Source organism: Halorubrum amylolyticum (genome assembly GCF_004114995.1).
GTDB classification, from domain to species: Archaea; Halobacteriota; Halobacteria; order Halobacteriales; family Haloferacaceae; genus Halorubrum; species Halorubrum amylolyticum.
This window is the reverse complement of record NZ_SDJP01000001.1, coordinates 165098-188354: the sequence shown is the minus strand read 5'-3', so window position 1 is coordinate 188354 and position 23257 is coordinate 165098. Positions and strand designations below refer to the sequence as shown.

The window sequence follows — 23257 nt, the reverse complement described above, 5'->3', positions numbered from 1 at the left end:
TGCGCGTCGACGACGATATTTCTGCCTCGTGATTCCGTTTCTGTGGCTCCGCTACCCGTGAAAACGGGTCACACGACGCTTCTCGAATACGATGGGTTTAAACGACGTTAGGCTGAAATTCACCTCAATGGTAACCATCTACGACGTGCCGGCCGACGCCCTCATCGAGGAGGTCGCCGCACGACTCGAGGACCGGATCGACGAGCCCGATTGGGTCGAGTTCGCCAAGAGCGGCGCCGGCAAGGAGCTCCCGCCGGAACAGGAGGACTTCTGGTACGTGCGCTCCGCCAGCCTCCTCCGGAAGGTCGCCCAGAACGAGCCGATCGGCATCGAGCGGCTCGCCACCGAGTACGGCTCGAAGAAGCGCGGCTCGAACCGCTACTCCGTCCGCCCCGGCGAGCACGAGGGGGGCTCCCGCAAGCTCATCCGCGCGTCGCTGCAGGCCCTCGAAGAGGACGGGCTCGTGACCACCGCCGCCGGCGAAGGGCGTCGCGTCTCCGACGACGGCGAGGCGTTCCTCTCCGAGGTCGCCGCCGACGTCTTCGAGGACCTCGACCGGCCGGAACTCGAACGCTACGCGTAGATAGCGATTCGCTTTTTGCACGTCGCGCTCGCTCCCGAGCCGCGGCTCCGGCACTCCCTTTTCGTCTGATTCCACCGATACTCGCCGTCTTGCGGCGCTTTTCTCGCGTTGGCGCTCGGTACCGATCGTCCCACGCTCGCCGACATATATCCAATATCGCTATACAAAATTGTCGGGTGGCCGATTCGCAGGGCGTCGTCGTGATCGGATCGCAGAGCCTCGGCTATCGGTAGCGTCGATGAAAAACGGTGTGCGGGCGGTACGGCAAGTGAACCGGTTCGATCGAATCCCCGACCGAACTATCCCGTGTTCTTCATCCCGGCGGCGATGCCGTTGACGGTGAGCCGGAGGGTCCGCTCCTCCTCCTCGGTGCGGTGCGTCCGCCCGAGTAGGTTCGCCTGCAGCAGGTTCAGCGGATCGACGTAGGGGTTCCGCCGGTCGAGGCTCTCTTCAAGCCACTCGCGGCGGATCAGATCGTCGCGGCCGCTGATCGCCAGGACGAGTTCGCGGCCGCGTTCGTACTCCCCGATCAGTTCGGGGAAGAACCGCTCCCGGAGGTCGTCGTCCGCGAGGTCGGCGTACTCGGCGGCGATTTCCGGTTCGGTGCGGGCGAGCGCGAGCGCCGCGTTGTCGAGAGTGGTGCGGAAGAACGGCCACTTCTCGTACATCTCTCGGAGGGTTTCGAGGCCCTCCGCCTCCCCGACCGCGTCGAGGTAGGCGTCGAGCCCGGATGCGAGCGAGTACCACCCCGGGAGGATGAGCCGGGTCTGGGTCCACGAGAACACCCACGGGATCGCCCGCAGGTCCTCGACGGTGCGCTCGCCGGAGCGCGAGGCGGGCCGCGAGCCGAGGTTGAGGTTCTCGACGACGGAGATGGGCGTCGCCTGTCCGAAGTAGTCGACGAACCCGTCGGTGTTCAGGAGATCGCGGTACGTCTCGCGGGCGGCGGGCGCCATCGTCTCCATCGCGTCGACCCAGCTCTCGGGCACCTCCTCGGTGGGCTCCTCGTTGGCCTCCTGACGGGCGCGGATCTGCGCGTCGAGCATCTGTTCGAGCTCGCGTTCGGCGATCCGCGGGTTGGCGTACTTCTCGGCGATCGCCTCGCCCTGCTCGGTGAACTTCACCTGTCCCGTGACCGTCTCGTTGGGAAGCGCGAGCAGCGCCTCGTTCATCGGCCCGCCGCCCCGCGAGATGGAGCCGCCGCGGCCGTGGAACAGCCGGAGGGTGACCTCCTCTTCGCGGCAGAACCGCGCGATCCGGCGCTGATTCTCGTAGAGGTCCCAGTTCGCGGCGAGGAACCCGTTCTCCTTGTTGGAGTCGGAGTAGCCGAGCATGACCTCTTGGATCTCCCCGCGGACCTCCAGCGCGGTCGCGTACGCCTCGTTGTCGAAGAGCTCCCCGAGGATGCGTTCGGCGCCGTTGAGTGCGGATTCGGTCTCCAGCAGGGGGACCACGTCGAGCCCGCAGTGGTCCGGCAGCGAGACGACACCGACCTGATCGGCCAAGAAGAGCACTTCGAGCACGTGGCTCGGCTCCTCCGTCATCGAGATGCAGTAGGTGTCAATCGCCTGCGCGCCGTACTCGTCCTGCCAGTCGGCAAGCTCCTGGAACCGCCGGAGCACGCGCTCGGTGGTCTCGGAGACGTCGCCGGGCTCGTCGGCGTCGACGACCGGGTCTTCTTGGAGGATCGCCTCGGTGAGGAACTCTTGGCGGGCGTCCTCGTCCATCTCGCGGTAGTCGACGCCCTCGGTCGCGACCGCCTCGGCGACCGCCTCGGTGTGGTTCTCGCGGTGGTCGCGGAGGTCCAGCGACGCGAGCGTGAATCCGAACGTGTCGACCTGCCGGCGGAGCGGCTCGACGAACGACTCGCGGACCGCGTCCTGGCCGTCGGCCGCCAGCGAGTCGGCGATCACGTCGAGGTCGGCGAGGAACGCGTCGCCGTCGGGGTACTCGCCGGGTCGCACGTCGTCGACGCGGTCCAGCCGCTCGCGCATCAGGCGGAGCTTCTGGCGGTACGGCTCGTCGGGGTACCGCTCGCGCGCCTCCTCGACCACCGTCGGGAACCGCTCGGCGTCGGCCGCCAGCGACTCGGCGAGCCGGTCGTCGACCGCGTAGCGCTCGCCGTCTTGGCTCAGCACGGCCGAGAGCCGCTTACACCGGTCGCGGTACTTCTCGACGGCGACCTCGCGCTGCCGCCCCAGCGTCTCGTCGGTGACCTCCGGCGTGACGAACGGGTTGCCGTCGCGGTCGGAGCCCGCCCACGAGCGGAACTCGAAGAGCTTGGGGCAGTCCACGTCGTCGTACTCCTTCGAGATGGTCTCCTCGAACTCCTCGTAGGCGTCGCCGACGACGTCGAAGAGCGTGTTTTCGAGGTACCACTGGACGTTTCGCGCCTCGTCTTCGGGCTCCGGGCTGCGCTGGCGCACCTGCCGGGTGCCCCAGAGGCTGGTCACCTCGGCGGTGACGTCGCGCCAGATCCCGTTGCGCTCGCGCTCGGTGAGGTTGCGCTCGTCGAGCTCCTCCAGGTGGTTGGCGATCGATCGGAGCTTCGCCTTCACCGTGGCTCGCCGGGCCTCGGTGGGGTGGGCGGTGAACGTCGGCTCGATGAGTACGTCCTGTAACAGCTCCCGGAGCTCGTCGGCCTCGACGCCGGCCTCGGAGAACTCGGCGATCGTGGCGTCGAAGGAGTCGTGGAGCGCTCCCTCCTCGTCTGCGTCCCGGATGGCGCGGACCCGCTCGCGCTCCTCGGCGAGGTTGATCAGCTCGAAGTAGGTCGTGAACGCGCGGGCGACGATCCCCTCCCGGGTCGTCGACAGCCCGTCGACGGACTCGTGGAGGGCGTCCCGGCTCGTCGCGTCGCCGCGGCGGTAGTCGATCGCCGCGTTTCGGAGGTCCTCGACGGTCTCGTACGCCTCGGTGGAGGCCTGCGCGGCGAGGACGTCCCCCACGAGCGCGCCGAGCTCGCGCACGTCCGTCCGCACGTCCCGATTGTGCAACACCATACCACAGATACACCCGTCGAGATGGGTTAAAACCGATGCCCGAACGAAGGTTTGCCTCGGCTTCGAGTAAACGTATCGATCGATCGTTCGACACCTCGCGGGCGGGTCGGGCCGTCGACGCGCTGGCGACCGGTCGCCCGGAGGCGTACCCCGACCGCCGTTCCGCTTCGGTGGAGGGTTCGTCACCCTTTTTACCGGTCCAACCCGAACGACGGGTATGAGTCAGTCCGACAAGTATCCGGCCGAGTCCGGCCGGCGCCGCTTCGTCAAGGGCGTCGTCGGCGGCGCGGCCCTCTCGGGGGTCGGCGCGATGGGGTCGGCGACGGTGAACACCCTGACGACCTCCGGCGGCGTCGGCGGCGGATCGACCGTCGCGATGTCGATCACCCAGACCGGCGGCCCGGCGCCGCGCGGCCTCCCGCAGATCCCGGTCGAGGTCACCGACGACGGGTACATCCGCGGGATCTGGCCCGAGACGCAGACCGTCACGCAGGAGGGACAGGAGATCGAGGTCGCACAGGAGCAGCTCGGCGGTCGGACCTACTCCGGGGCGTGGTTCCAGTACTGCGGCGTCGAGTCACAGGAGAACATCGCCCCGAACTTCGAGTCGGACAACCTGTTCCGGGCGGCCCCCGGCAAGTACGACTGGCAGGACGAGACCTACGACGCCGGCGACCAGATCCACGTCGACGACTTCGACGACTACGCCGAGTGGGGCAACGGGATCGGCGACGACGGCGTCGGGAAGCCGGCGTCCGTCACTTGGCGGTCCGAGGACGCCGACGCCGACCTCAACGCCATCGTCATCCGCTCGCCGCGGATCGAGGAGGCCGCACAGAACGACGAGTGGGTCTCCGCCTCGACGGATCAGGGGTTCATCGCGTACCTCAACGTCTGTACGCACTTCTGCTGTATCCCCGACTACAAGGTGTTAGAGGAGTCCGCCCGGTACGACGCCGCCAACGGGACCTACTGCGTCTGCCACCAGTCGACGTACGACCCGTTCACGCTCGAAGAGTCGCTGTTCATCGCCCGGCCCCGCCCGGACGAGTAACCGCCGGAACCGACGCGAAACCCCGGCACCATCGGACCCGCCGACGCCGCGCGCCCCGACGGGCGCCGCGCTTTTCCCCCCGCTTCGCGTACGCTTCCCCATGAGCGACGACGAGGTTCCCGCAGACGGAGCGCCGGCCGCCGACGATCCGACCGACGCGAACGCCGATCCGTTCGCCGCGGAGATCGACCGCGCCCGCGACCTCCTCGACGGCGAGGGGATCGAGGCGGTCCACGTCGGCGTCGTCCGCGACGGCGAGGTCGACACGGCCTTCGCCCAGCGAGGGGACGGCGACGCGGAGAACGAGGGGCTTCGGGCGCTCGCGCTGTTGGCCGCGCACGTCCGACTGGTCGCCGGTGAGGCGGGCGTCGACGCCTCCACCGTCGCGGGCGACGCGGCGACGCTCGCGGGGCAGGTCGAACGGATTCCGGCCAGCACGGACGACCTCCCCGAGGAGTAGGCGCCGGCGAGAGGGACCCGGCTGCTACTCAATCGCTACCCGTCTCCTTCGCCGCCCCCTCCCTCGCTCCGACGGATTCGGGAGAGCTGGTGGGCGACGCCGGCGAGGGCGACGAGCAGCACCGCGAGGTTGAACGCCGCGAGGGCGATCGGCTGGAAGGCCGGGTCGAGCCACGTCCGGATCGCGCGGCCGGCCTGACTGTAGAAGCTCCAGCCGGCGATCAGCGCGAGCAGGATCAGCGCCGCCAGCCCGATCCGATCGATGTACCCGCGGAGGTCATCGGTCGAGAGCCGACCGAATCGGCCGTCGCCTCCGTTCGCGTCGCCCTCGGGGTCGCCTCCCGGTTCGTCTCCGAGATCGCTCTCGGGATCGGCCGTCGTCGATGCGCGGTCGTCGTCGGTGTCGGGGGCGATGTCGGTCATGGGTCCGGTGGGTGAGTCGGTGGTGTCGCTGTGGTCGGCGGCGTCGGCGTCGTCCAAATCGTTCGCGTCACCGCGATCGCGTTCGTCCGTCATCGTCGCCTCCGTGCGGCGAGGGCCGCGGCGACGAGCGCGACGAGCGCGACGAGCGGGCCGAAGCCGGGCGTCGCGTCTCCGGCGCCGTCCTCGCCTCGGTCAGGAGCACCGGCACCGCCACTCGCGTCCTCGCCGCCCTCTTCTCGCGTGAAGTCCTCGACGGCGAACTCCACCTCCTCGACCGTCTCGTTCGCGCTGATCGTCTCTCGGGGATTCAGGTTAGCGACGCCCTGCGTCTCGTCGATGAGCACGTCGTCGCTCCACAGCGCGGCGTCGACGTAGTAGTTGTAGTTCGCGGGCACCTCGACGGTCGTCGTCACGGTGTCGGTCCGGCCGGGGCGGACCTCGCCGACCGTCTCGCGCGCCTCGTCGGCGATCACGTTCGACTCCGCCTGCCGGAGCAGCACGCGGAGGTCGAGCGGCTCCGAGGCGGCGTCGCCGCGGTTCGTCACCGAGATCGACACCGACAGCGTCGCGGTCTCGTTGTCGGCCTCGCTCACGCTGACCGCGACGGTCGGCCAGACGTTGCCGTCGGTGAAGCCGACGCGGGAGTCGGCGTAGTCGGGCGTGAGCGCCGCGACGCCGCCGACGCGGGTCGTCTGGCTCGCTTGCCGCTCGCCGTCGGCGAAAACGACGGTCTCGATCCGGTAGCCGCCTTCGCGCTCCACGTCGACGGAGCCGTTGACGGTCCGTTCGCCGTCGCCGTCCACGTCGCCGACGTCGACCGTCGTCTCGTCGACGAGCAGCCCCGAGTCGGCGCCGATCGCGCGGTGGCGGACCGTGACGTTCTCGACGGTCGAGCCCCGGTGCCGGAGGTCGACTCCGAGCCGGAGCTCCGCTGTCTCGCCGCGCACCTCACCCGGCGAGACGACCGTGTCGGTGATGCTGACATCGCCGGGACGCTCGTCGGCCTCGCGCGGGTCGACGATCGCGTCCGGCGCGGCGACGGCGCCGATCGCGCCCGCGAGCAGGAGCGCGGCGGCGGCCGCCAGGAGGGCAGTTCGCGTGTCCATACCCGTCACGTCTGAACGACAACATAAGTGCTTTGTCGAAACCTCGGCGGGCGAATCCCCCGTCTGGGACCGCCCTCAGAGCGCCCGGTAGCGCCCGCCCGACTCGGAGAGCTCCCCGCGGCGCGCGAGCCGCGTCAGGATCTCTCGGGCCGTCTCGGGGGGGACCCCGTCCTCGCTCGCGCGCGCCACGACGTTCTCCTCGGTGGGTTCGTCGACCGTCTCGATCGCGTCGCGGACGATTTCGGTCCGACTCCGCGAGCCCGACCCGCCGCCCTCGGCGCGGGCGCCGGCCTCGTCGACGGCGTCGGCGTCGACTCCGGACGCTTCGAGGTACTCGCGGTCGTCGATCCCCGCCTCGTCGACGGCGCGTTCGAGCTCGGAGACGTGGTCGAGCTCGGCGAACGCCGCGCTCTCGTCGCGCTTCTTCGCGAGCAGCGCGCCCCGGGCCTCGCGGGCCGCGTCGCGGTCCTCCGACTCGAAGAACCGCTTGAGCTTCGCCGTCCGGTGCGTCTTCCCGCAGCGGGGGCACTTCGCGCTGTCGCTCGTCCGCGGGTCCGTGAGGAGCCACATCGCCGCGCACTCGTTGCAGCCGACGACCGCGTACATGCGGCGCGGTTCGTCGGCCCCGGATTTGAACCCTCGGACCCGCGTCGCCGGCCCGATCGGCGTGCAGTTCGATCAGGACGCAGTTCGATCGGGATGCAGTTCGCTCCGCGTGCGGTCCGATCAGCCCGCGCGGTCCTGTCCGATTGCGGTATTGTGTTATCCATCCAAAACCATTATCCGCGTCGGGTGCGTAGGGGAACGCGATGAGTTCAACCGACGCCGTCCCCACGGAACCGATTCAGCTGGCCGATCCCGACGAGTTCGACGACCATGTCGCCGACGGCGTGGTCCTCGTCGACTTCCACGCGGACTGGTGCGGCCCGTGTCAGATGATGGAGCCGGCCGTCGAGGCGGTCGCGAACGACACCGACGCGACCGTCCTCAAGGTCGACGTTGACGAGCATCAGGGGCTGGCCGGCGAGTACGGCGTGCAGAGCATTCCGACGCTGCTCGTGTTCGCCGGCGGCGAGCTCGCGGAGCGGATGGTCGGCGCGCAGTCGGAGGCGGCGCTCGCCGACGCGGTCGCGGAGCACACCGCCTGAATGACCGATCCCGAGGCCGACGCCGGGACGACTCCGAGCGACCTGCGCGAGCTGCGCGCGGACGTGCCGGCGCTCGGCGAGGCCGCGTACTTCAACTTCGGCGCGCACGGTCCGAGCCCCGAGCGCGTCGTCGAGGCGGCGTCCGACTCCGTCGCCGACCACGAGTTCGGGTCGGGGACGACGGACCCCTACGAGCGCGCCTTCGAGACGTACGAGACGGTGCGCGAGCGCATCGCGGACTTCGTCGGCGCCGAGCCGGACGAGGTCGCCCTGACCGAGAGCACGACCGACGGGATCACCCGGATCGCGGGTGCGATCGACTGGGAGCCGGGCGACGTGGTCGTCCGGACCGACCTCGAACACCCGGCCGGCGTCCTCCCGTGGAAGCGGCTGGAACGCGAGGGCGTCGAGGTGCGCGTCGTCGAGACCGAGGGCGGCCGGATCGACCGCGAGGCGTACGCGGAGGCCGTGGCGGACGCGCGGCTCGTCTGCTTCAGCGCGATCACGTGGACCCACGGGACGCGGCTCCCGGTCGCCGACCTCGTCGCGCTCGCCGACGAGGCGGGGGCGTTCACGCTCGTCGACGCGGTCCAGTCGCCCGGACAGGTCGCGATGGACGTGTCCGCGTGGGGCGCCGACGCGGTGGCGGCGGCGGGCCACAAGTGGGTGCTCGGCCCGTGGGGGGCCGGCTTCCTCTACGTCGATCGCGAGGCCGCGGCCGAGCTGGCGCCGCGCGCGGTCGGCTATCGGAGCGTCGAGGACCCGAACGCCGACGAGATCGCGTTCAAGCCGGGCGCGAAGCGCTTCGAGGTCGGGACGACGACCCCGGCCGCCCACGCCGGATTGATCAAAGCGCTCGACGCGATCGACGCGGTCGGGCTCCCGGCGATCGAAGACCGGATCGCGTCGCTCACGGACCGGCTCAAGGACGGCGTCCCCGACGACCGCCTGTTGAGCCCCCGCGAGTACGAGTCCGGGCTCGTCACGGTCGACGTCGACGATCCCGAGGCGACGGTCGACCGGCTCGCCGAGGAGGGGATCGTCGTTCGATCGCTGCCCCACCCGGACGGGGTCCGGGCGTCGGTCCACGCCGTCTCCACCGAGGCCGAGATCGACCGGCTGGTCGACGGCCTCGCGGCCGAGTGGTGAGCCCGCGACCGGACGCGTTTTAGTGCCACGCGTACAAGACCGCGCATGGGATTTCACACGTTCGACGCCGAGCAGGCGGAGCGACTGGAGCGCCCCGCGGTCCGGTACCGCTGGGTCTCCGCCGAGGAGGTCGTCGGCGCGCTGACGGCCGACCGCACCGATCGCACCGACCGCGGAGGGGCGACCGTCGCCGACCTCGGGAGCGGCACCGGCTTCTACACCGACGCGGTCGCGTCCCACGTCGAGACGGTCTACGGCGTCGACGTGCAGGCCGAGATGCACGCGTTCTACCGCGAGAAGGGCGTCCCCGAGAACGTTGCCCTCGTCGAGAGCGACGTGGCAACCCTCCCCTTCGAGGACGGCGAGCTCGACGCCGCGTTCTCGACGATGACGTACCACGAGTTCGCGAGCGACGCGGCCCTCGCGGAGCTGGCCCGCGTGATCCGGTCCGACGGCCGACTCGCGCTCTTCGACTGGTCGGCCGCGGGCGACGGCGAGCACGGCCCCTCGGCCGACGAGCGGTTCGCGGCGAGCGACGCGGTCGCGGCGCTGGAGGCGGCGGGGTTCGAGATGGTCTCCGCCTCCGAGCGCACCGAGACGTTCGCCGTGATCGCTCGCGCGCCGTAGGCAGCCTGTAAGCGCGAAGGGTAACCCGTCGGAGAAGGGTGGATCTCGTCGGTCTTATTTATGAATGATGTGCGGTGGCGCGTGCCGACGAGCGCCCGTAGGGCGCGAGTCGCACGCGCGAGGGACGCGGCGAACGCGAGCGGCGAAGCCGCGAGTCGTGAGCCGCGAGGCTGGGGAGGTGTGAGGCTGTACGGTGCGGGTGGGTGGGACTCAAAGGGGCAGCCGCGAGGACGGCGCAGGCGATGTAAGCACCGCAAGGAGCGAGTGAAACGAGCGACTGAGGAGCGCAGCGAGCGTGCGCCGTCCTCGCGGCTGGGGCTTTGGGGGTGTTCACCACGGAACGGTCGATCGGTTATAAACGAATGGTTAGAGAGTCGGAGGCTCCCATCATCTATCTTTCTACAAGGAGAGAATCCGGGCGTTTACGCCGGGAGTGAATCCGACAACGCTGACACAATCTGCCATCAGCGGCTTATAAGTGATCGACCGAAGAACCAACCACCTTCACGACACCACCGACACGAACTCCCTGATCGTATCGCCTCACTCCTCGAGCACCGTCGACCCCTTTCCGATCCGCGTCTGGTAGGCGCGGGCGTCGATGCCGGCGTCGGAGAAGGCGTCGAGCATCGCGGCGGCGACCCCCCGCCGACGCTCGTCGCGGCAGACGGCGAGGATCGCGGGACCGGCGCCGCTGACGGTGACCCCCGTCGCGCCGGCCTCGAAGGCGGCCGCGCGCACGTCGTCGTACCCCGTGATCAGCCGCGCGCGCTCGGGGGTGACGACGGGGTCGCTCATGCCGGCGCCCACCAGCTCGGGGTCGGAGCGGCACATCCCGACCGCGAGCGTGGCGGCGTTGCCGACCGTCTCGACGAGTTCCTCCATCGAGGCCGTCTCGGGGACGACCCGGCGCGCGTCGCGGGTCGAGACCGCGACGTCGGGGAGACAGACCACGAGAGGGATCGAGGCGTCGACGGCGTGGGTCCCCTCGCTCGTCGTCACCGTGAACCCGCCGAGTATCGACGGGGCGACGTTGTCGGAGTGCGCGACGCCGGAGACGACCGCCTCGCCCTCGGCGGCGACGGGGACCAGCTCCGGCCGGGAGAGCCCGCGGTCGTACAGCCGGTTGAGCGCGACCGCGGCGCCGGCGGCGCTGGCGGCCGAGGAGCCGAGGCCGGACGCCGGGCGGACGCCCTTGTCGATGTGGATGCGCGCGGGCGCGTCGAGCGCCTCGACGACGGCGCCGACCGTGTTCTTCTCGGGGTCCTCGGGGATGTACTGCGCTCCGACCCCGGTGACCTCGATCGTCGTCTCCGCCGCCTTCTCGACGGTGACGACGTCCGCCGGTCGCGTGAGAGCCGCGCCGAACACGTCGAACCCGCTGCCGAGGTTCGCGCTCGTGGCGGGTGCCCGTACCGTGACCATGGCGGGGAGTGTCGCTCGCGGTGCAAAAAGAGGCGGGATCGAGCCACGGCGCGGCGAGGCGGAACGGCGGTGCGGAGAGACGGAACGCCAGCGCTATCGGGGAGAGGAACACGGAGCGGGAGACGGCAGAACTCGGAGCAGGAGACGGCAGAACTCGGAGCAGGAGACGGCGGAAACCGGGGCGGAAGACGGCAGAACGGGGGTCGGAACTGTGAACCGCGTCAGTTACCGGCCATCGTCCACAGCAGCGCGCCGATCAGGATCATCGGAATGCCCCCGAGGATGTACGTCTGCGGCATCGTCGTGTACGGGGCGACCAAGAAGATCGTCCCGAAGCCGGCGAAGACGGACGCGATCACCTTCTGGGACTTCAGGGGCACGGTCGCCAGCAGCGAGACGGCGAACCCGAGCAGTATGACGTGCCCGAGGTGGTAATCGAGCAGGAACGTGTCGATGAACAGCGGCGAGAGCATTCTTGTCTGAACGTGCGAGGGATTCGCGCATTAAAGTTCCGTTTCGCGCGGGGCGGACGGGGGTTCGGCCCCCGGATCGGTCGACCGGATCGACTGAACCGACCACGGATTCGCACCGACTTCTCTGCCGCGATCGTCGTCCGCGGCTCCCGCCGCCGGTTCCACCCCCGGTCACCACCTCTTATAAGTCCCGGCGGCGAAACGACCGAGCGTGCGACTCGTTCAGGTCATGATTCCGGCGGGAAAGCGTGCCGCCGTGATCCGGGCGCTCGACGACGAGGGCGTCGACTACGTCGTCACCGACGAGACGAGCGGCCGCGAGTACACCGCGGTCGCGACGTTCCCGCTCCCGACCGCCGCCGTCGAGCCGGTGCTCGAACGGCTCCGGGAGGCGGGGATCGACGAGAGCACCTACACGGTCATCGTCGCGGCCGAGACGGTCATCTCCCGGCGGTTCGAGGCGCTCGAAGACGAGTATGAAGAAGAGGCCGAACGGGGGGGCGACCGGATCTCGCGGGAGGAGCTACAGGCCAAGGCCGACGATCTCGCCTCCGGACTCCGGACGTACGTGCTGATGACGGTGATCTCCGCCGTGATCGCGACCGCCGGACTCCTGCTCGACTCGCCGGCGACCGTGGTGGGATCGATGGTGATCGCTCCCCTGATCGGCCCGGCGATGTCGGCCGCGATCGGCACGGTCGTCGACGACGAGGACATGTTCCGACGCGGCGTCCGGATGCAGGTCCTCGGCGTCGCGGTCGCGATCGGGGCCGCGACGCTGTTCGCGTTCGCGTTGCGGTGGTTCGCGCTCGTCCCGCCCGGGCTCGACCCGCTGGAACTCGCGGAGGTCTCCGAGCGGCTCGCGCCCAACGTCTTGGTGCTCGTCGTGGCGATCGGCGCGGGCGTCGCCGGGATCGTCTCGCTGATGGTGGGCGTCTCCGCGACGCTGGTCGGCGTCATGATCGCGGTGGCGCTCATCCCTCCCGCGGCCGCCGTCGGGATCGGGATCGCCTTTCAGATCCCGCGGCTCGTGCTCGGCGCGGGCGTGATCGTCGCGGTGAACGTCCTCTCGATCAACCTCTCCGCGCTGGTCGTGCTCTGGTACGAGGGGTACCGCCCGCAGAGCTGGTTCCGCGAGGACGACGCGCGCGCGGCATTCCTGAAGCGTGCGGCCGTGCTCGCGGCCGCCATCGCGGTGCTCTCGGTGTTTCTCGGCGGCGTCACCTACGAGTCGTACGTCGCCTCGACCACCGAGGCCGACATCCGGACCGCCGCGGGCGACGAGCTCGCCGCGCTGGATTCCGGGCTCGAACTGCTGGAGCTGGAGGTCGATCGCACCGGAACGGTCCCGCCCCTCTCCACCGAGCGCGTGGTCATCACCGTGGGGGCGCCGCCCGGCGGCGTCGAGGGCGTGGCCGACGCGCTCGACCGCCGGATCGAGGCAACGATCGGGACCGACGTGCGCGTCGAGGTGCGCCTCGTGACGATCGATCGGGCCTGAGACGCGGCTTCGAGTGGTCGACGTGACGAACGTGGCGATCTGATCCGAGCTTTTCGACGCGTGGTCCGGTTTTTGCGTAATCCCTGCGGTAGTTGGTTTTTCTGACCCGCATGCCGAAAGAGGAACTACTTTTTACCGCGCCGACAGTGATCCGGCAGTGACCGACTCACAGCGACCCGACGACGATTCGATGCGCGAAGTCGTCGAGCGCTCCCGCAGCGGTGCGCCCGCGGTCGGCGAGGCCGTCCGGGACCGCTTCTCGTCCGACGAGGTGTTCCAGCGGATCATCGCCGCCGCGGACGAGGAGGTGACCTCCGAGAGCCGCGAACTCTTCTTCAGCGGGCTCGCGGCGGGGCTGGCGATCACGATCACCTTCATGCTGTACGCCTCCCTGACGGCCGCGACCGACTCACATCCGATCTTGAGCGTGCTCCTCTACCCGCTCGGGTTCATCTACATCATCATCGGGGGCTACCAGCTGTACACCGAGAACACGCTGCCGCCGGTCGCGTTGACCTTAGAGCGGCTCGCGAGCCTCCCCACGCTCCTTCGCCACTGGACGATCGTGCTCGCGGGCAACTTCGTCGGCGGCGGGATCGGCGCGCTCGTACTCTCCTACGGCGGCGTCTTCACGGGCGACACCGTCGACGCGGCGCGGTACATCTCCGAGGGCGGGTTCGGCGTCGGCGCCGTTCCGCTGTTCTTCAAGGCCGCGATGGCCGGGCTGATCGTCGCCGGCGTCGTCTGGGTCGGGTTCGCCTCCACCGACTCCGTGAGCCGGATGCTGGTCGTCTACCTCGCGTTCCTCGCGATCCCGCTCGGCGACCTGTTCCACGTCGTCGTCTCCTTCACCGAGGTCGTCTACCTGTTCTTCGAGTACAGCATCCCGCTGTACGGCGCGGAGATCAGCCTCTACTCAGGGATCGTCGGCTTCGTGCTCCCCGTGCTGCTCGGGAACACCATCGGCGGGGTGGTCCTGGTCACGCTGGTGAACTACTTCCAGACCAGCGAGGAGCGCTTGGAGGAGGCGCGCTTCGAGGGGATGACCCGCCGGCTCACGGTGCCCGAGTGGGTACTCGGCCGCGCCGCCGGGCGCTCGCACGTCCCGATTTTGGACGCCACGGAAGCGACGCTGTTCGCCAACGAGGGCCACCGGATCATGGTCCCTATCACGAACCCGCGGACCGACGGCCCGATCGTCGAGCTCGCGAGCCGGCTCGCCAGCGACCACGAGGACGGCCTCGTCCACATCGTCCACGTCGTGCAGGCGCCGGAGCGGATGTCGCTGTCGGCGGGCGCCGGCCGGATCGCCGATGTCTCCGAGGAGGGGATGTCCGGGCTCCGCGAGACCGCCGGGGAGTACGACATCGACGTCTCCACCTCCACGGTCGTCTCGCACCGCTCCTTCGAGGAGGTGTTCAACATGGCCTGCCGGACCCGCCCCGACGCGGTGTTGATGGGGTGGGGCGACGACCAGCTCTGGAGCGCGGCCCGCGCGGAGCGGCCCATCGACGAGCTGACCAACCAGCTCCCCTGTGACTTCCTCATCCTGAGCGAGAGCGACCTCGACACCTCCCGGGTCCTGCTCCCGACCTCCGGCGGCCCGGACTCGACGTTGGGCGCCGAGGTCGCGAGCGTGCTCTCCCGGACCGCGGGCGCCGAGGTGACGCTGCTCCACGTCGTCGACGGCCCGGAGAACCGCGCCGAGGGCGAGGGGTTCCTCACCACGTGGGCCGCGGAGCACGGGCTCTCGGACGCCGAGCGGATCGTCGACGACACCGGCGATGTGGAGGGGGCCATCGCCCGGGGGGCCGCGGACAACACCCTCGTCATCATCGGCGCGACGGAGAAGGGGCTGCTCTCGCGGCTCGTCTCGGACTCGCTGCACCTCGACGTGGTCCACGACGTCGACTGCTCGCTGCTGCTCGCCGAGCGTCCCAGCCGCCGCACGATCCGCGAGCGGCTCTTCGGCTCCGGACGGCGGGTGTCCGGCCCGCCTGACGGCGGCGTTGAGCGCGATCCGGACGCGTCGAGTGGGGCGGAGATCGGGGCCGCCGAGCGGGACGACGCCGAGTCCGACCGCGGCGATCGCGCGTTCGGCGGCGGCGACGGCGACGACAGTCGGAGTGGCAGTGCTGCCGATGCTGACCACGGTAGTGACGAGGCCGACGGTAACCGAGGCGAGAGCGACGACGGCGCGGATCGGACGGTGATCACGGACCACGAAGACCCCGACGAGGAAGACGAGGAGGGAGACGACGACCGCTCGCCGGAGCCCGCGGTGATCACGGATCACGACGACTCAGATCACGACGACTCGGACGACGAAGCGGACGACGACGGCGAGGAGGGGGACGAGAGCGAGGCGAAGGACGACGGCGGGACTGACGAGGAGGAGGCGGACGGAGACGGGACGGACGACGAGACCCGGTCCGCCTGATCGCGGCCTCGGATCGCCCCCGTCCGATAGCGCAAACGGCTCTTTGTCCTTTCGGCGGCTTATTGGGGATTCCCGACGAGAGAAGGGTATGAACAGGAAACTGGCGACTGCCGTCGGAATCGCGCTGCTCGTCGCGCTCGCGGGCTGTTCGGGGCTCGCCGGGTCGACCGGGACCGCCGGCGTCGGTCCGGGGGACGAATCGGGACTCGACAGGAACGTCGAGGTGACCGCGGACGGCGAGGCCACGGCCGAGCCGGACCGCGCGACGATCCGCGTCGCGGTGACCGCGACCGGCAACGACTCCGCGGCCGTTCGCGACGAACTCGCCGCGAACGACGACGAGGTTCGCGCGGCGCTCACCGACTGGGGACTCGACGAGGACGACATCCGGACCGACCGGTACGACGTGCGAGAGTCCTACGAGACGCGCGAGAACCCCGAGCGGACGCGGTATCAGGGCGTCCACCGCTACGCGATCGCGCTCGACGACGTGGACGCGGTCGGCGAGGTCATCGACGTCGCGATCGAGGCCGGCGCGGACGAGGTCCAGCGGATCGAGTTCGGACTGAGCGAGGAGCGCGAACGCGAGGTGCGCGAGACAGCCATCGAGAACGCGATGGCGAACGCCGAGGACGACGCCACCGTGCTCGCCGACTCCAGCGGACTGGAGCTGGCCGGCGCCTACAGCGTCTCTACCGCCAGCGCGGGCGTAACGCCGTACCGGGTCTCCGACGCCGCCATGATGGCGGAGAGCGACGGCGCGGACGCCGGCGCCGCCACCGGCGTCGAGACCGGCGACGTGAGCGTACAGGTCTCCGTCAACGTCGTCTACAACGCCGAACAGGCCTGACGCGCCGTCGGAGTTCTTTTTTAAAGCTGCCGCTCACTCGTCGCCGTCGCGCGTCGGGAGGTCGGGTTCGAACGCGGCCGCCTCGACGGCCATGTCGAGCACGCGCTCGACGTTCTCGTCGTCGGTGACGCTCATCGTCGCGTCGACCGACTCCGCCTGCACCGCGTCGAAGCGGTCGTGTTTGTTCGCCACCGTGAGGAACGGCACGTCCTCGCCGAACAGCTCGCGGACCTCCTCGCGGAGTTCGAGCTGGACGTCGAGGGGGTAGCCGCAGTCGCCGGAGGGGTCGAGCACGAACACGACCACGTCCGCGAGGTGTTCGAGGGCGCTGACCGCCTGCCGCTCGATGTCGTTGCGCTCGTCGGCGGGTCGGTCGAGCAGGCCGGGGGTGTCGACGATCTGGTACCGGACGTGGTCGCGTTCGAAGTGCCCGATCTGGACGCCCTTCGTGGTGAACGGGTACTCCGCGATCTGGTTCGAGGCGCGAGTGACCCGGTTGACGAACGACGACTTGCCGACGTTGGGGTAGCCCGCGATCACGATGGCGGGCTCGTCAGGTTTCACGTCCGGGAGCACCTTCAGCTGGTCCCGGGAGTCGCCGACGTACCGCAGGTCGTCTTCGATCTGGTCCATCACGTCGGCCATGCGCGCGAACGCCTGCTTGCGGTGTTTCCGGGCGGTGTCCACGTCGGAGTTGCGGATCTTCGTCGTGTACTCGTCGCGGAGGTCCTCGATCTGCCGGCTGGCCCACATCACCTGCGAGAGCGCCTGCCGGAGGCGGTCGACGTCGACGATGGCGTCGGCGAGCTCGTAGTAGAACGGGTCCACGTCGAAGCCGAAGTCCGGCCACGAGACGACGACGTTCTCTAGGTTGTCCGAGAGCACGTTGCCGGCGGTCCGCAGCATCGACTCTTGCGCCTCGTGTCCGTGTTTGGCACGCCCCGAGCGCGCCGCCCGCGAGAACGCCTTGTCGACGAGTTCCTCCGAGCGGGGAGTCGTCGGAAGGCCCTCAAATATCATGTTGCCCCGACTTGACCGCCGACGCGTATAAGACCGTCCGTTCGATGACCCCCGCGACACGGCGGCACACGGTCGGACGCGGGGGTGTCGGCGGCGATCCGGTCGTCGTTCTCTCCCCCGCCGCAGACGACGATGAACGATCGTCATCTTCCTCACGCATATTTCGAGACATACTTATGCTTCAAAGGAATACACGGAGTATGGCACGCTCGTTCACGCCGACGACCTACGAGGACCTCGATCCGGATCGCCGCCCGAGTCTGGCGCTGGCGCTGATCCCGGTCCTCGCCGTCGTGGCGTTCCTCGGCATCGGCTCGGCCGTCCTCGGCCTCGACCCGCACCCGCCGCTCCTCTGGAGTATCGCCTTCGTCGGCGGGTTCGGGCTGTGGCTCGGCTACGACTGGGAGGAGCTGTTCGACGGGATCGCGAACGGTCTCGTGATGGGGCTGCAGGCGCTTCTCATCATCTTCACCATCTACGGGCTGATCGCGACGTGGGTCAGCGCCGGCACGATTCCCGGACTGATGTACTTCGGCCTCGAGATCCTCTCGCCGACGACGTTCCTCCCGGCGGCCGCGGTCGTCGCCGCCGTCGTCGCGTTCGCCATCGGCTCCTCGTGGACCACGGTGGGAACGCTCGGTGTCGCCTTCGTCGGCATCGGCGCGGGGCTCGGCGTCCCCGCCCCGATGACCGTCGGGGCCGTCCTCTCGGGCGCGTACGCCGGCGACAAGCAGTCGCCGCTTTCGGACACCACCAACCTCGCCGCCGGCGTCACCAACACCGACCTGTACGCGCATATCCGCCGGATGCGGACCGGCACCGCCGTCGCCTTCGGGCTCGCGGTGCTCGGGTTCCTCGCGCTCGGCCTCCGCGCGAGCGGGGAGATTCCGGCGGGCCGGATCGCCGAGATTCAGGGCGCACTCGGCGAGACGTACGCGATCACCCTTCTCGCCTTCGTCCCGCTCGTGGTCACCTTCGGGCTGGCGCTGCGCGGGTACGCCGCGCTCCCGACCCTCGTCGCCGGCGTGTTCGCCGGCGTGGTCACGACGCTGCTCGTGCAGGGGGCCGGCTTCGTCGCCGCGTGGGAGACGTTCATGTACGGCACCGCGCCGGAGTCGGGCTCCGACCTAGTGAACGAACTGCTCGCGACGGGCGGGCTCACCGGCTCCTCGTGGACGATCACGGTCGTTGTCGCCGCGCTCGCGCTCGGGGGCATCCTAGAGCGCACGGGGGTCCTCGCGGTGATCGCTCACGCGTTCACGTCGTCCGTCAAGAGTCCGGGCGCGCTCGTCGCCGGGACCGGCGTCTCGGCGATCGTCATCAACGCGCTCACCGCCCAGCAGTACATGAGCATCGTCCTGCCGAGCGTCACCCTCCGGAACACCTACGACGAGTTCGGGCTCGACAGCGACCAGCTCTCCCGCGCGGTCGAGGCCGCCGGGACGCCGACGGGCGCGCTGTTCCCGTGGCACGCGGGCGCCGTCTACATGGCGGGCGTCACCGGGGTCCCGACGCTGGAGTACGCGCCGTACTACCTGTTCGCGTTCCTCTCGCCGCTCGTGCTGTTTGTCATGGCGGCGACCGGCTACTCGTTGAACGCGACGCCGACCGCGGCCGACGCGCCCGCAGCGGCGAACGCCGCCTCGGCCGGCGTCGACGACTCCCCCGCACCGACCGACGACGACTGACGACGGCTGACAGCGGCTGACGGCGATTGACGTCGACTCTCCCGCCGCCATCCAGTTTTCCGAACGCCCACTCCGGTAGGTTTACCGCCGTCGACGCCCCCCGATTCGCACATGAGCCTCGAGGTCGCCGTCGCCGTGCCCTTCAAACAGCGAGCGACGGAGCGGTTGGGCGAGGGGGAGTTCGTCGTCGCGCTGTCGCTCGATCGGGACTGGTTCTCCCCGGATCAGGCGAAGCGGCTCGTCGACGTCGCGGTCGGGCGCGGGCTGGTCGCCGAGGCGGACGGCGACCTCGTTGCCCGGTTCGACCCGGCGGGCGTGACCGTCCCCGAGGGGTTCACCCCCGACGAGGCGATCCTCCGCGAGCAGTCCACCTTCGAGACCGCGCTCGACGCGATCGTCGCCGCCGGCGTCGAGAAGCAGCGCGCGGTCGCCGCCATCAACGAGCGCCAGCGCGCGCTCGCGGTCAGCATCGAGGCCGCCGCGGTCCTCGTCGCGAAGGAGCACGGCGCCGCGGTCGACCACCTCGCCGCCGACGTTCGGGAGGAGTTGGCCGCCGCCGGCGACGGGGTCGGCGAGGAGGACGCCGGGGCCGACGCGACGACCGGCGACGCGGAGGCCGAGTGATGGTCGACGACCGACTGACCGACGGGGTCCGGATCGGCCAGCTGCTCGCCTCGGAGCTCTCCGGCAACGAGGGGCGCCTGCGGGACCTCGCGCTGGCCCGCGCCGACCCCGACGCCGAGCCGACTCCGGACGGCGCGCTCGCGTACGAGGTGATTCGCGGCGGCGAGGAAAGCGAGGTGGAGGACAAGGAACGCGAGGACCTCATCGCCGAGGTCTACGTCCAGCCGGACCGGCTCCGGCTCGAGTTCGTCGCGAGCTCCGGGGAGGGCGATGCGGACGACACCCCCGACCTCCCCGCGGTCGCCGCTGACGCCGCCGAGGACGCGGGGCTCCGCGTCAGGCCGAAGGCGGTCCGGCCGCCGCGGACGCTGGTGTTCGTCGAGGACGGCGTGCAGGTGAAGCGGGCGCTGCCGGTGTTCGAGGCCGTCGTCGATGCGGTCAGAAAAAGCGAGTAGCGCCGCGGGCCGCCGTCTCAGTTCGCCTGTCCGCCGTCGCCCACGGCGACGTTGCGTGCTCCCGACGCCGGCGGGTCGTCCGGCGATTCGTCGCCGATCTCGAACCCCCGGAGCAGCGCCTGAAGCCGCTCCGCCCGCTCGGCGAGCGAGTCGGCCTCGGCGGTCGCCTGCGACATCGAGCGCGAGGACGGCGACGAACACGAAAAAGTGGAAGTGCGCCTCGATGTATCCCCCGAGAGCTTGACGAGCGCCATCGACACCGTCATCGCGCTGAACGCCGCGAGCACCGTCCGCTGGCGGCGGCCGAGCCGAGACCAGTTCGACAGCGCCGCGGTTCCGAGGATGAGGGCGGTGAACCCGCCGAGCATCCACGCCGGGGCCGCCGGGATCTCCGCCCCGGTGAGCGACTCGGTCCCCTCGTACAGCCCCAACGCGATGAGCAGCGGCACCTGCACCACGATCGCGATCAGGATGTTCCGGTGCCGCCCGCCCCACATCTCCTTCGGAATCGTCGTGCCGTCCGGAATGTACCGGACGACCTCTCGAACCTTCTCCACCGGTCCTGACGGACGATGCCCCCCTACCCCCGACGGGTCGTCGTTCCCCTCGATCGACCCGACCGTTGATTCGGCCATAGTCGGGGAAGCGGAGATCCGGCAAAAAAGGTTGGTTTCCGAGTATTTCTTCTGATACTCCGCGAGGAGGGCTCTCCAACGCGTTCAGCGGCCACCGGTTCCGGCAGGATCGGCGCCGCGGCCGAACGCTTTTAAGTTACCTCGGCGCCCAGTACGGCCGTGACGCTCGATCCGATCCACGTCGAGAACATCGCGCAGCTCGCGTACGGCATCGCGGGCGACGTGGACACGACCGATCACGACGACCTCGCGGGACGGGTGTGGCGCGACTGGCTCCCCGAGCTCCGCCGCGACGGGCGGGTCGTGATCGAACCCCTCGACGGTCACGAGCGCCGGCGGGCGCCCATCGACGACGCCGCCCTCACCGACCGCCCGTTCGAGACGGTCCACGGGCTCGACTCCGGCACGATCAACCCGACGACGTTCAAGAACGGGCTCGTCGTCGACGTGGCCCACGCCGCGATGGCGAGCGCGCCGAGCGATCTGGACCTCCACCGCAACCGGACGATCGTCGCGACCGTCCACGCCGGCGACTCGACCGCGAGCTTCGACGGCGAGTGGCGCGAGCGCGACGGCGGTCACACCCGCCAGCGCGTGCTCCACGCCCCCAGAGTGAACCGGTACGCTGAGGGGGTCGTCCACGCGCTCGCCTTATACCTCGCCGAGGGGACCCACGCGCTCGATCACGCCGACGCGGTCGACGACCTGCTCGTCCTTGACGGTCCGATCTACCCGAAGGAGCTGTTCACGTGGGACGACCGCAACCCCGAGCTCGGGGCGCTCGCCCGCGAGGCGAAGCCCCGCGCGGTCGTCGAGAAGTACGTCCGGCTCGTCGAGCGGTTCGTCGAGCGCGACGTGCCGCTGGCCGGCTTCGTGAAGAATCCCTCCAGCGGGACGATCGTCCGCGCGCTGGCCCGGAAGGGCGTCGAGCCGCCGTGGCCCGACGACACGGCGCTTTTCACCCGCCTCTTGGAGCGGCGCGAGGGCGACGGTGACGGTGGCGGCACCCGGGACGGCGGAGGCGATCGGGGCGGCCGATCCGACCGCGTCGACGACGAACTCACCTTCACCACGTGGTTCCGCAGTCGGGGCGGCGCCGACGCGACGATGGCCGCCGACGGCGACGCGCTCGGGATCGAGCGCGAGCTCGACCCGGAGCTGTACGAGCCGACGTTCATGGTCGTGTACGACCCGCGGACCGACGTGACCTACAAGCTGGAGGCGCCGTACGCGTTCGCGCGCGACGCCGAGACCCGCGACCGGCTCACCCGGCAGGTCCTCGCCGACGTGGCGACCACCCGGGGGCCGCCGGAGGCGGTCGGCAAGGCCGACGAGCTGGCGCGGATCTCGGCGAGCGAGAAGGCCGCGCTCCGCCGGAAGTTCGAGGAGCGATTCGACAGCGACCAGCAGGCGACCTACGACGACCGGCGGTGGGGGAAGGAGCCGTATTAAACGACCCGTCGACGCGGTCGGCGCGTGCCGACGAGCAGCCGTCGGGCTGCGAGTCGCACGCGCGAGGGACGCGGTGAGCGACGTGGGCGACCGAAGGGAGCCCCGAGCGAGCCGCGAGGCTGGGGAGGTGTGAGGCTGTGCGGGGCGGTCGGGTGGGGACTCAAAGGGGCAGTCGCCGGCGGCTTCGCCGCCGGCTGCCAGAGGCGCGAAGCGCCTCACTGCCGCGAGGACGAAGCACGGCGACGCAAGCACTGCAAGGAGCGAACGGAGTGAGCGACTGAAGCGCGCAGCGAGTCGCGCGAGTCGTCGCGGCTGGGGCTTTGGCGGTGTTCACTGTCGAGCCAGCGATCACGTACGGCCGATCGGCTGGGGCTTTGGGAGCGTTCTCGTCACCGGCGGCGACGTATCACAGCGACTGCGCGAGCAACACGACGTAGATGACGGCGTTGTACACGCCGTGAGCCAGTCCGGGAACGAGCACGTTCCCCGTGCGCTCGTAGAGGACGCCGAGCACCGCGCCCAGCACGACGACGACGGCGACGTAGGCCCACTGTTGGCCCGGCGTACCGGAGACGGAGGGGAGGTGGATCAGCCCGAACATGAGGCTCGCGATCAGGATCGCCGGCGCGGCGTCGAACGCGCGCCGGAGCCCGCCCTGCACGGCGCCGCGGAACAGCGCCTCCTCGACCGGCCCGACCACGAGCAGCGACACGGCGATCATGACGAGGTAGTAGGTCACGGGGTCGCCGGCGGGGACGACCGCCTGGTTCTGTCCGGTGGTGAGTCCGACCCGTCCGAGCGCGAACAGCGCGCCGTACTGGAACGCGAACAGGACGATCCCTCCGCCGAGGATGAGCCCGGCGTCCCGGAGCGTCGGCCGCGAGACGCCCACGAGGCCCCGCTGGTCGGTGATCGCGAGGTAGCCGACCGCCGCGGCGAGGAACCCGACGAACTGCAGCAGGGTCCGAAGTACCTGGAGCCCGGTCGTCCCCTCGCCGACGAGTCCCAGCGACACCGCGAGCTGCGCGGCGGGATTCGTCACGGCGCTGGCGACGAGGAGGGCGAAGACGACCGCGAACGCGGCGCTGACGACGCGGAGGACCCGGTTCACCGGCTCTGGGGGCGACTCGCTCATCGACGGCG

The 23257-nt window shown here is 70.2% G+C and carries 22 protein-coding genes and 1 pseudogene; 13 read left to right on the top strand and 10 right to left on the bottom strand.

Going from position 1 to position 23257, the window contains the following annotated elements:
* The first annotated feature begins 127 nt into the window (after window positions 1-127).
* Window positions 128-583 carry a 30S ribosomal protein S19e gene (locus ESO89_RS00825; RefSeq protein ID WP_128903792.1) on the top strand — a complete coding sequence of 152 codons (456 nt, stop codon included), beginning with the start codon at window positions 128-130 and terminating at the stop codon, window positions 581-583.
* 299 nt (window positions 584-882) lie between these two features.
* On the opposite strand, the gene ppc is transcribed toward ESO89_RS00825, so the two are convergent.
* Complete coding sequence (gene ppc, locus ESO89_RS00820; protein ID WP_128903791.1) at window positions 883-3585, bottom strand: phosphoenolpyruvate carboxylase; 2703 nt, start codon at window positions 3583-3585, stop codon at window positions 883-885.
* 217 nt (window positions 3586-3802) lie between these two features.
* On the opposite strand from ppc, the gene ESO89_RS00815 reads away from it, so the two are divergent.
* Together ESO89_RS00815 and ESO89_RS00810 are read left to right on the top strand one after the other, a co-directional pair.
* Window positions 3803-4639 (top strand): ubiquinol-cytochrome c reductase iron-sulfur subunit, encoded by an 837-nt coding sequence (locus tag ESO89_RS00815; protein WP_128903790.1) that lies wholly within the window; start codon window positions 3803-3805, stop codon window positions 4637-4639.
* 100 nt (window positions 4640-4739) lie between these two features.
* Window positions 4740-5099: a hypothetical protein gene (locus ESO89_RS00810; RefSeq protein ID WP_128903789.1), complete on the top strand. Its 360-nt coding sequence runs from the start codon at window positions 4740-4742 to the stop codon at window positions 5097-5099.
* A 35-nt stretch (window positions 5100-5134) separates the two neighbouring features.
* On the opposite strand, the gene ESO89_RS00805 is transcribed toward ESO89_RS00810, so the two are convergent.
* The 3 genes from ESO89_RS00805 to ESO89_RS00795 all read right to left on the bottom strand — a co-directional run bounded on the left by ESO89_RS00805 (window position 5135) and on the right by ESO89_RS00795 (window position 7233).
* Window positions 5135-5614, bottom strand: a complete 480-nt coding sequence (locus tag ESO89_RS00805; protein ID WP_128903788.1) for a hypothetical protein — start codon at window positions 5612-5614, stop codon at window positions 5135-5137.
* Window positions 5611-6627: a DUF7490 domain-containing protein gene (locus ESO89_RS00800; protein ID WP_128903787.1), complete on the bottom strand. Its 1017-nt coding sequence runs from the start codon at window positions 6625-6627 to the stop codon at window positions 5611-5613. The genes ESO89_RS00805 and ESO89_RS00800 overlap by 4 nt, the downstream gene beginning before the upstream one ends.
* Before the next feature lie 75 nt (window positions 6628-6702).
* Complete coding sequence (locus ESO89_RS00795) at window positions 6703-7233, bottom strand: DUF5817 domain-containing protein (protein ID WP_128903786.1); 531 nt, start codon at window positions 7231-7233, stop codon at window positions 6703-6705.
* 203 nt (window positions 7234-7436) lie between these two features.
* On the opposite strand from ESO89_RS00795, the gene trxA reads away from it, so the two are divergent.
* The 3 genes from trxA to ESO89_RS00780 are packed head-to-tail and all read left to right on the top strand — an operon-like array spanning window position 7437 to window position 9551.
* Window positions 7437-7775: a thioredoxin gene (gene trxA, locus ESO89_RS00790; RefSeq protein WP_128903785.1), complete on the top strand. Its 339-nt coding sequence runs from the start codon at window positions 7437-7439 to the stop codon at window positions 7773-7775.
* Window positions 7776-8924: an aminotransferase class V-fold PLP-dependent enzyme gene (locus ESO89_RS00785; RefSeq protein WP_128903784.1), complete on the top strand. Its 1149-nt coding sequence runs from the start codon at window positions 7776-7778 to the stop codon at window positions 8922-8924.
* Between the two features lie 45 nt (window positions 8925-8969).
* Window positions 8970-9551 (top strand): class I SAM-dependent methyltransferase, encoded by a 582-nt coding sequence (locus ESO89_RS00780; protein ID WP_128903783.1) that lies wholly within the window; start codon window positions 8970-8972, stop codon window positions 9549-9551.
* A gap of 543 nt (window positions 9552-10094) precedes the next feature.
* Here the strand turns inward: ESO89_RS00780 and ESO89_RS00775 are convergent.
* Window positions 10095-10976: a homoserine kinase gene (locus ESO89_RS00775; protein WP_128903782.1), complete on the bottom strand. Its 882-nt coding sequence runs from the start codon at window positions 10974-10976 to the stop codon at window positions 10095-10097.
* Between the two features lie 221 nt (window positions 10977-11197).
* Window positions 11198-11449 (bottom strand): hypothetical protein, encoded by a 252-nt coding sequence (locus tag ESO89_RS00770; protein WP_128903781.1) that lies wholly within the window; start codon window positions 11447-11449, stop codon window positions 11198-11200.
* 229 nt (window positions 11450-11678) lie between these two features.
* Between ESO89_RS00770 and ESO89_RS00765 the strand changes: the two genes are divergently transcribed.
* The 3 genes from ESO89_RS00765 to ESO89_RS00755 all read left to right on the top strand — a co-directional run bounded on the left by ESO89_RS00765 (window position 11679) and on the right by ESO89_RS00755 (window position 16240).
* The gene (locus ESO89_RS00765; RefSeq protein WP_128904095.1) at window positions 11679-12950 is read left to right on the top strand and encodes a TIGR00341 family protein; all 1272 of its coding nucleotides are present in this window, start codon (window positions 11679-11681) and stop codon (window positions 12948-12950) included.
* 157 nt (window positions 12951-13107) lie between these two features.
* Window positions 13108-15390: a formate/nitrite transporter family protein gene (locus ESO89_RS00760; RefSeq protein ID WP_128903780.1), complete on the top strand. Its 2283-nt coding sequence runs from the start codon at window positions 13108-13110 to the stop codon at window positions 15388-15390.
* 88 nt (window positions 15391-15478) lie between these two features.
* Window positions 15479-16240, top strand: coding sequence for an SIMPL domain-containing protein (locus ESO89_RS00755; RefSeq protein ID WP_128903779.1), 762 nt, complete (start codon window positions 15479-15481; stop codon window positions 16238-16240).
* A 33-nt stretch (window positions 16241-16273) separates the two neighbouring features.
* Here the strand turns inward: ESO89_RS00755 and ESO89_RS00750 are convergent, their stop codons facing one another.
* A complete protein-coding gene (locus ESO89_RS00750; protein ID WP_128903778.1) occupies window positions 16274-17260 on the bottom strand; it encodes an NOG1 family protein in 987 nt (328 codons plus the stop codon).
* Between the two features lie 200 nt (window positions 17261-17460).
* Here ESO89_RS00750 and arcD point away from each other — a divergent pair, with 200 nt between their 5' ends.
* The 3 genes from arcD (at window position 17461) to ESO89_RS00735 (ending at window position 20027) form a co-directional block, all read left to right on the top strand.
* Complete coding sequence (gene arcD / locus ESO89_RS00745) at window positions 17461-18948, top strand: arginine/ornithine antiporter ArcD (RefSeq protein WP_128903777.1); 1488 nt, start codon at window positions 17461-17463, stop codon at window positions 18946-18948.
* Between the two features lie 111 nt (window positions 18949-19059).
* Entirely contained in the window at window positions 19060-19572 is a 513-nt protein-coding gene (locus ESO89_RS00740) for a DUF2240 family protein (protein ID WP_128903776.1), read from the top strand.
* Entirely contained in the window at window positions 19572-20027 is a 456-nt protein-coding gene (locus ESO89_RS00735) for a hypothetical protein (RefSeq protein ID WP_128903775.1), read from the top strand. The genes ESO89_RS00740 and ESO89_RS00735 overlap by 1 nt, the downstream gene beginning before the upstream one ends.
* Window positions 20028-20044: 17 nt before the next feature.
* Here the strand turns inward: ESO89_RS00735 and ESO89_RS18345 are convergent, their stop codons facing one another.
* Window positions 20045-20203 (bottom strand): hypothetical protein, encoded by a 159-nt coding sequence (locus tag ESO89_RS18345; protein WP_164932723.1) that lies wholly within the window; start codon window positions 20201-20203, stop codon window positions 20045-20047.
* A gap of 1 nt (window position 20204) precedes the next feature.
* Window positions 20205-20662 (bottom strand): annotated as a pseudogene (locus ESO89_RS00730) (methyl-accepting chemotaxis protein); the annotation flags it as partial.
* 159 nt (window positions 20663-20821) lie between these two features.
* Between ESO89_RS00730 and ESO89_RS00725 the strand changes: the two are divergent.
* On the top strand, window positions 20822-22114 hold the full coding sequence (locus tag ESO89_RS00725) for a DNA double-strand break repair nuclease NurA (RefSeq protein ID WP_128903774.1): 1293 nt from the start codon (window positions 20822-20824) through the stop codon (window positions 22112-22114).
* A 406-nt stretch (window positions 22115-22520) separates the two neighbouring features.
* Here the strand turns inward: ESO89_RS00725 and ESO89_RS00720 are convergent, their stop codons facing one another.
* Window positions 22521-23249, bottom strand: a complete 729-nt coding sequence (locus tag ESO89_RS00720) for a CPBP family intramembrane glutamic endopeptidase (RefSeq protein ID WP_128903773.1) — start codon at window positions 23247-23249, stop codon at window positions 22521-22523.
* Window positions 23250-23257 lie beyond the last annotated feature (8 nt).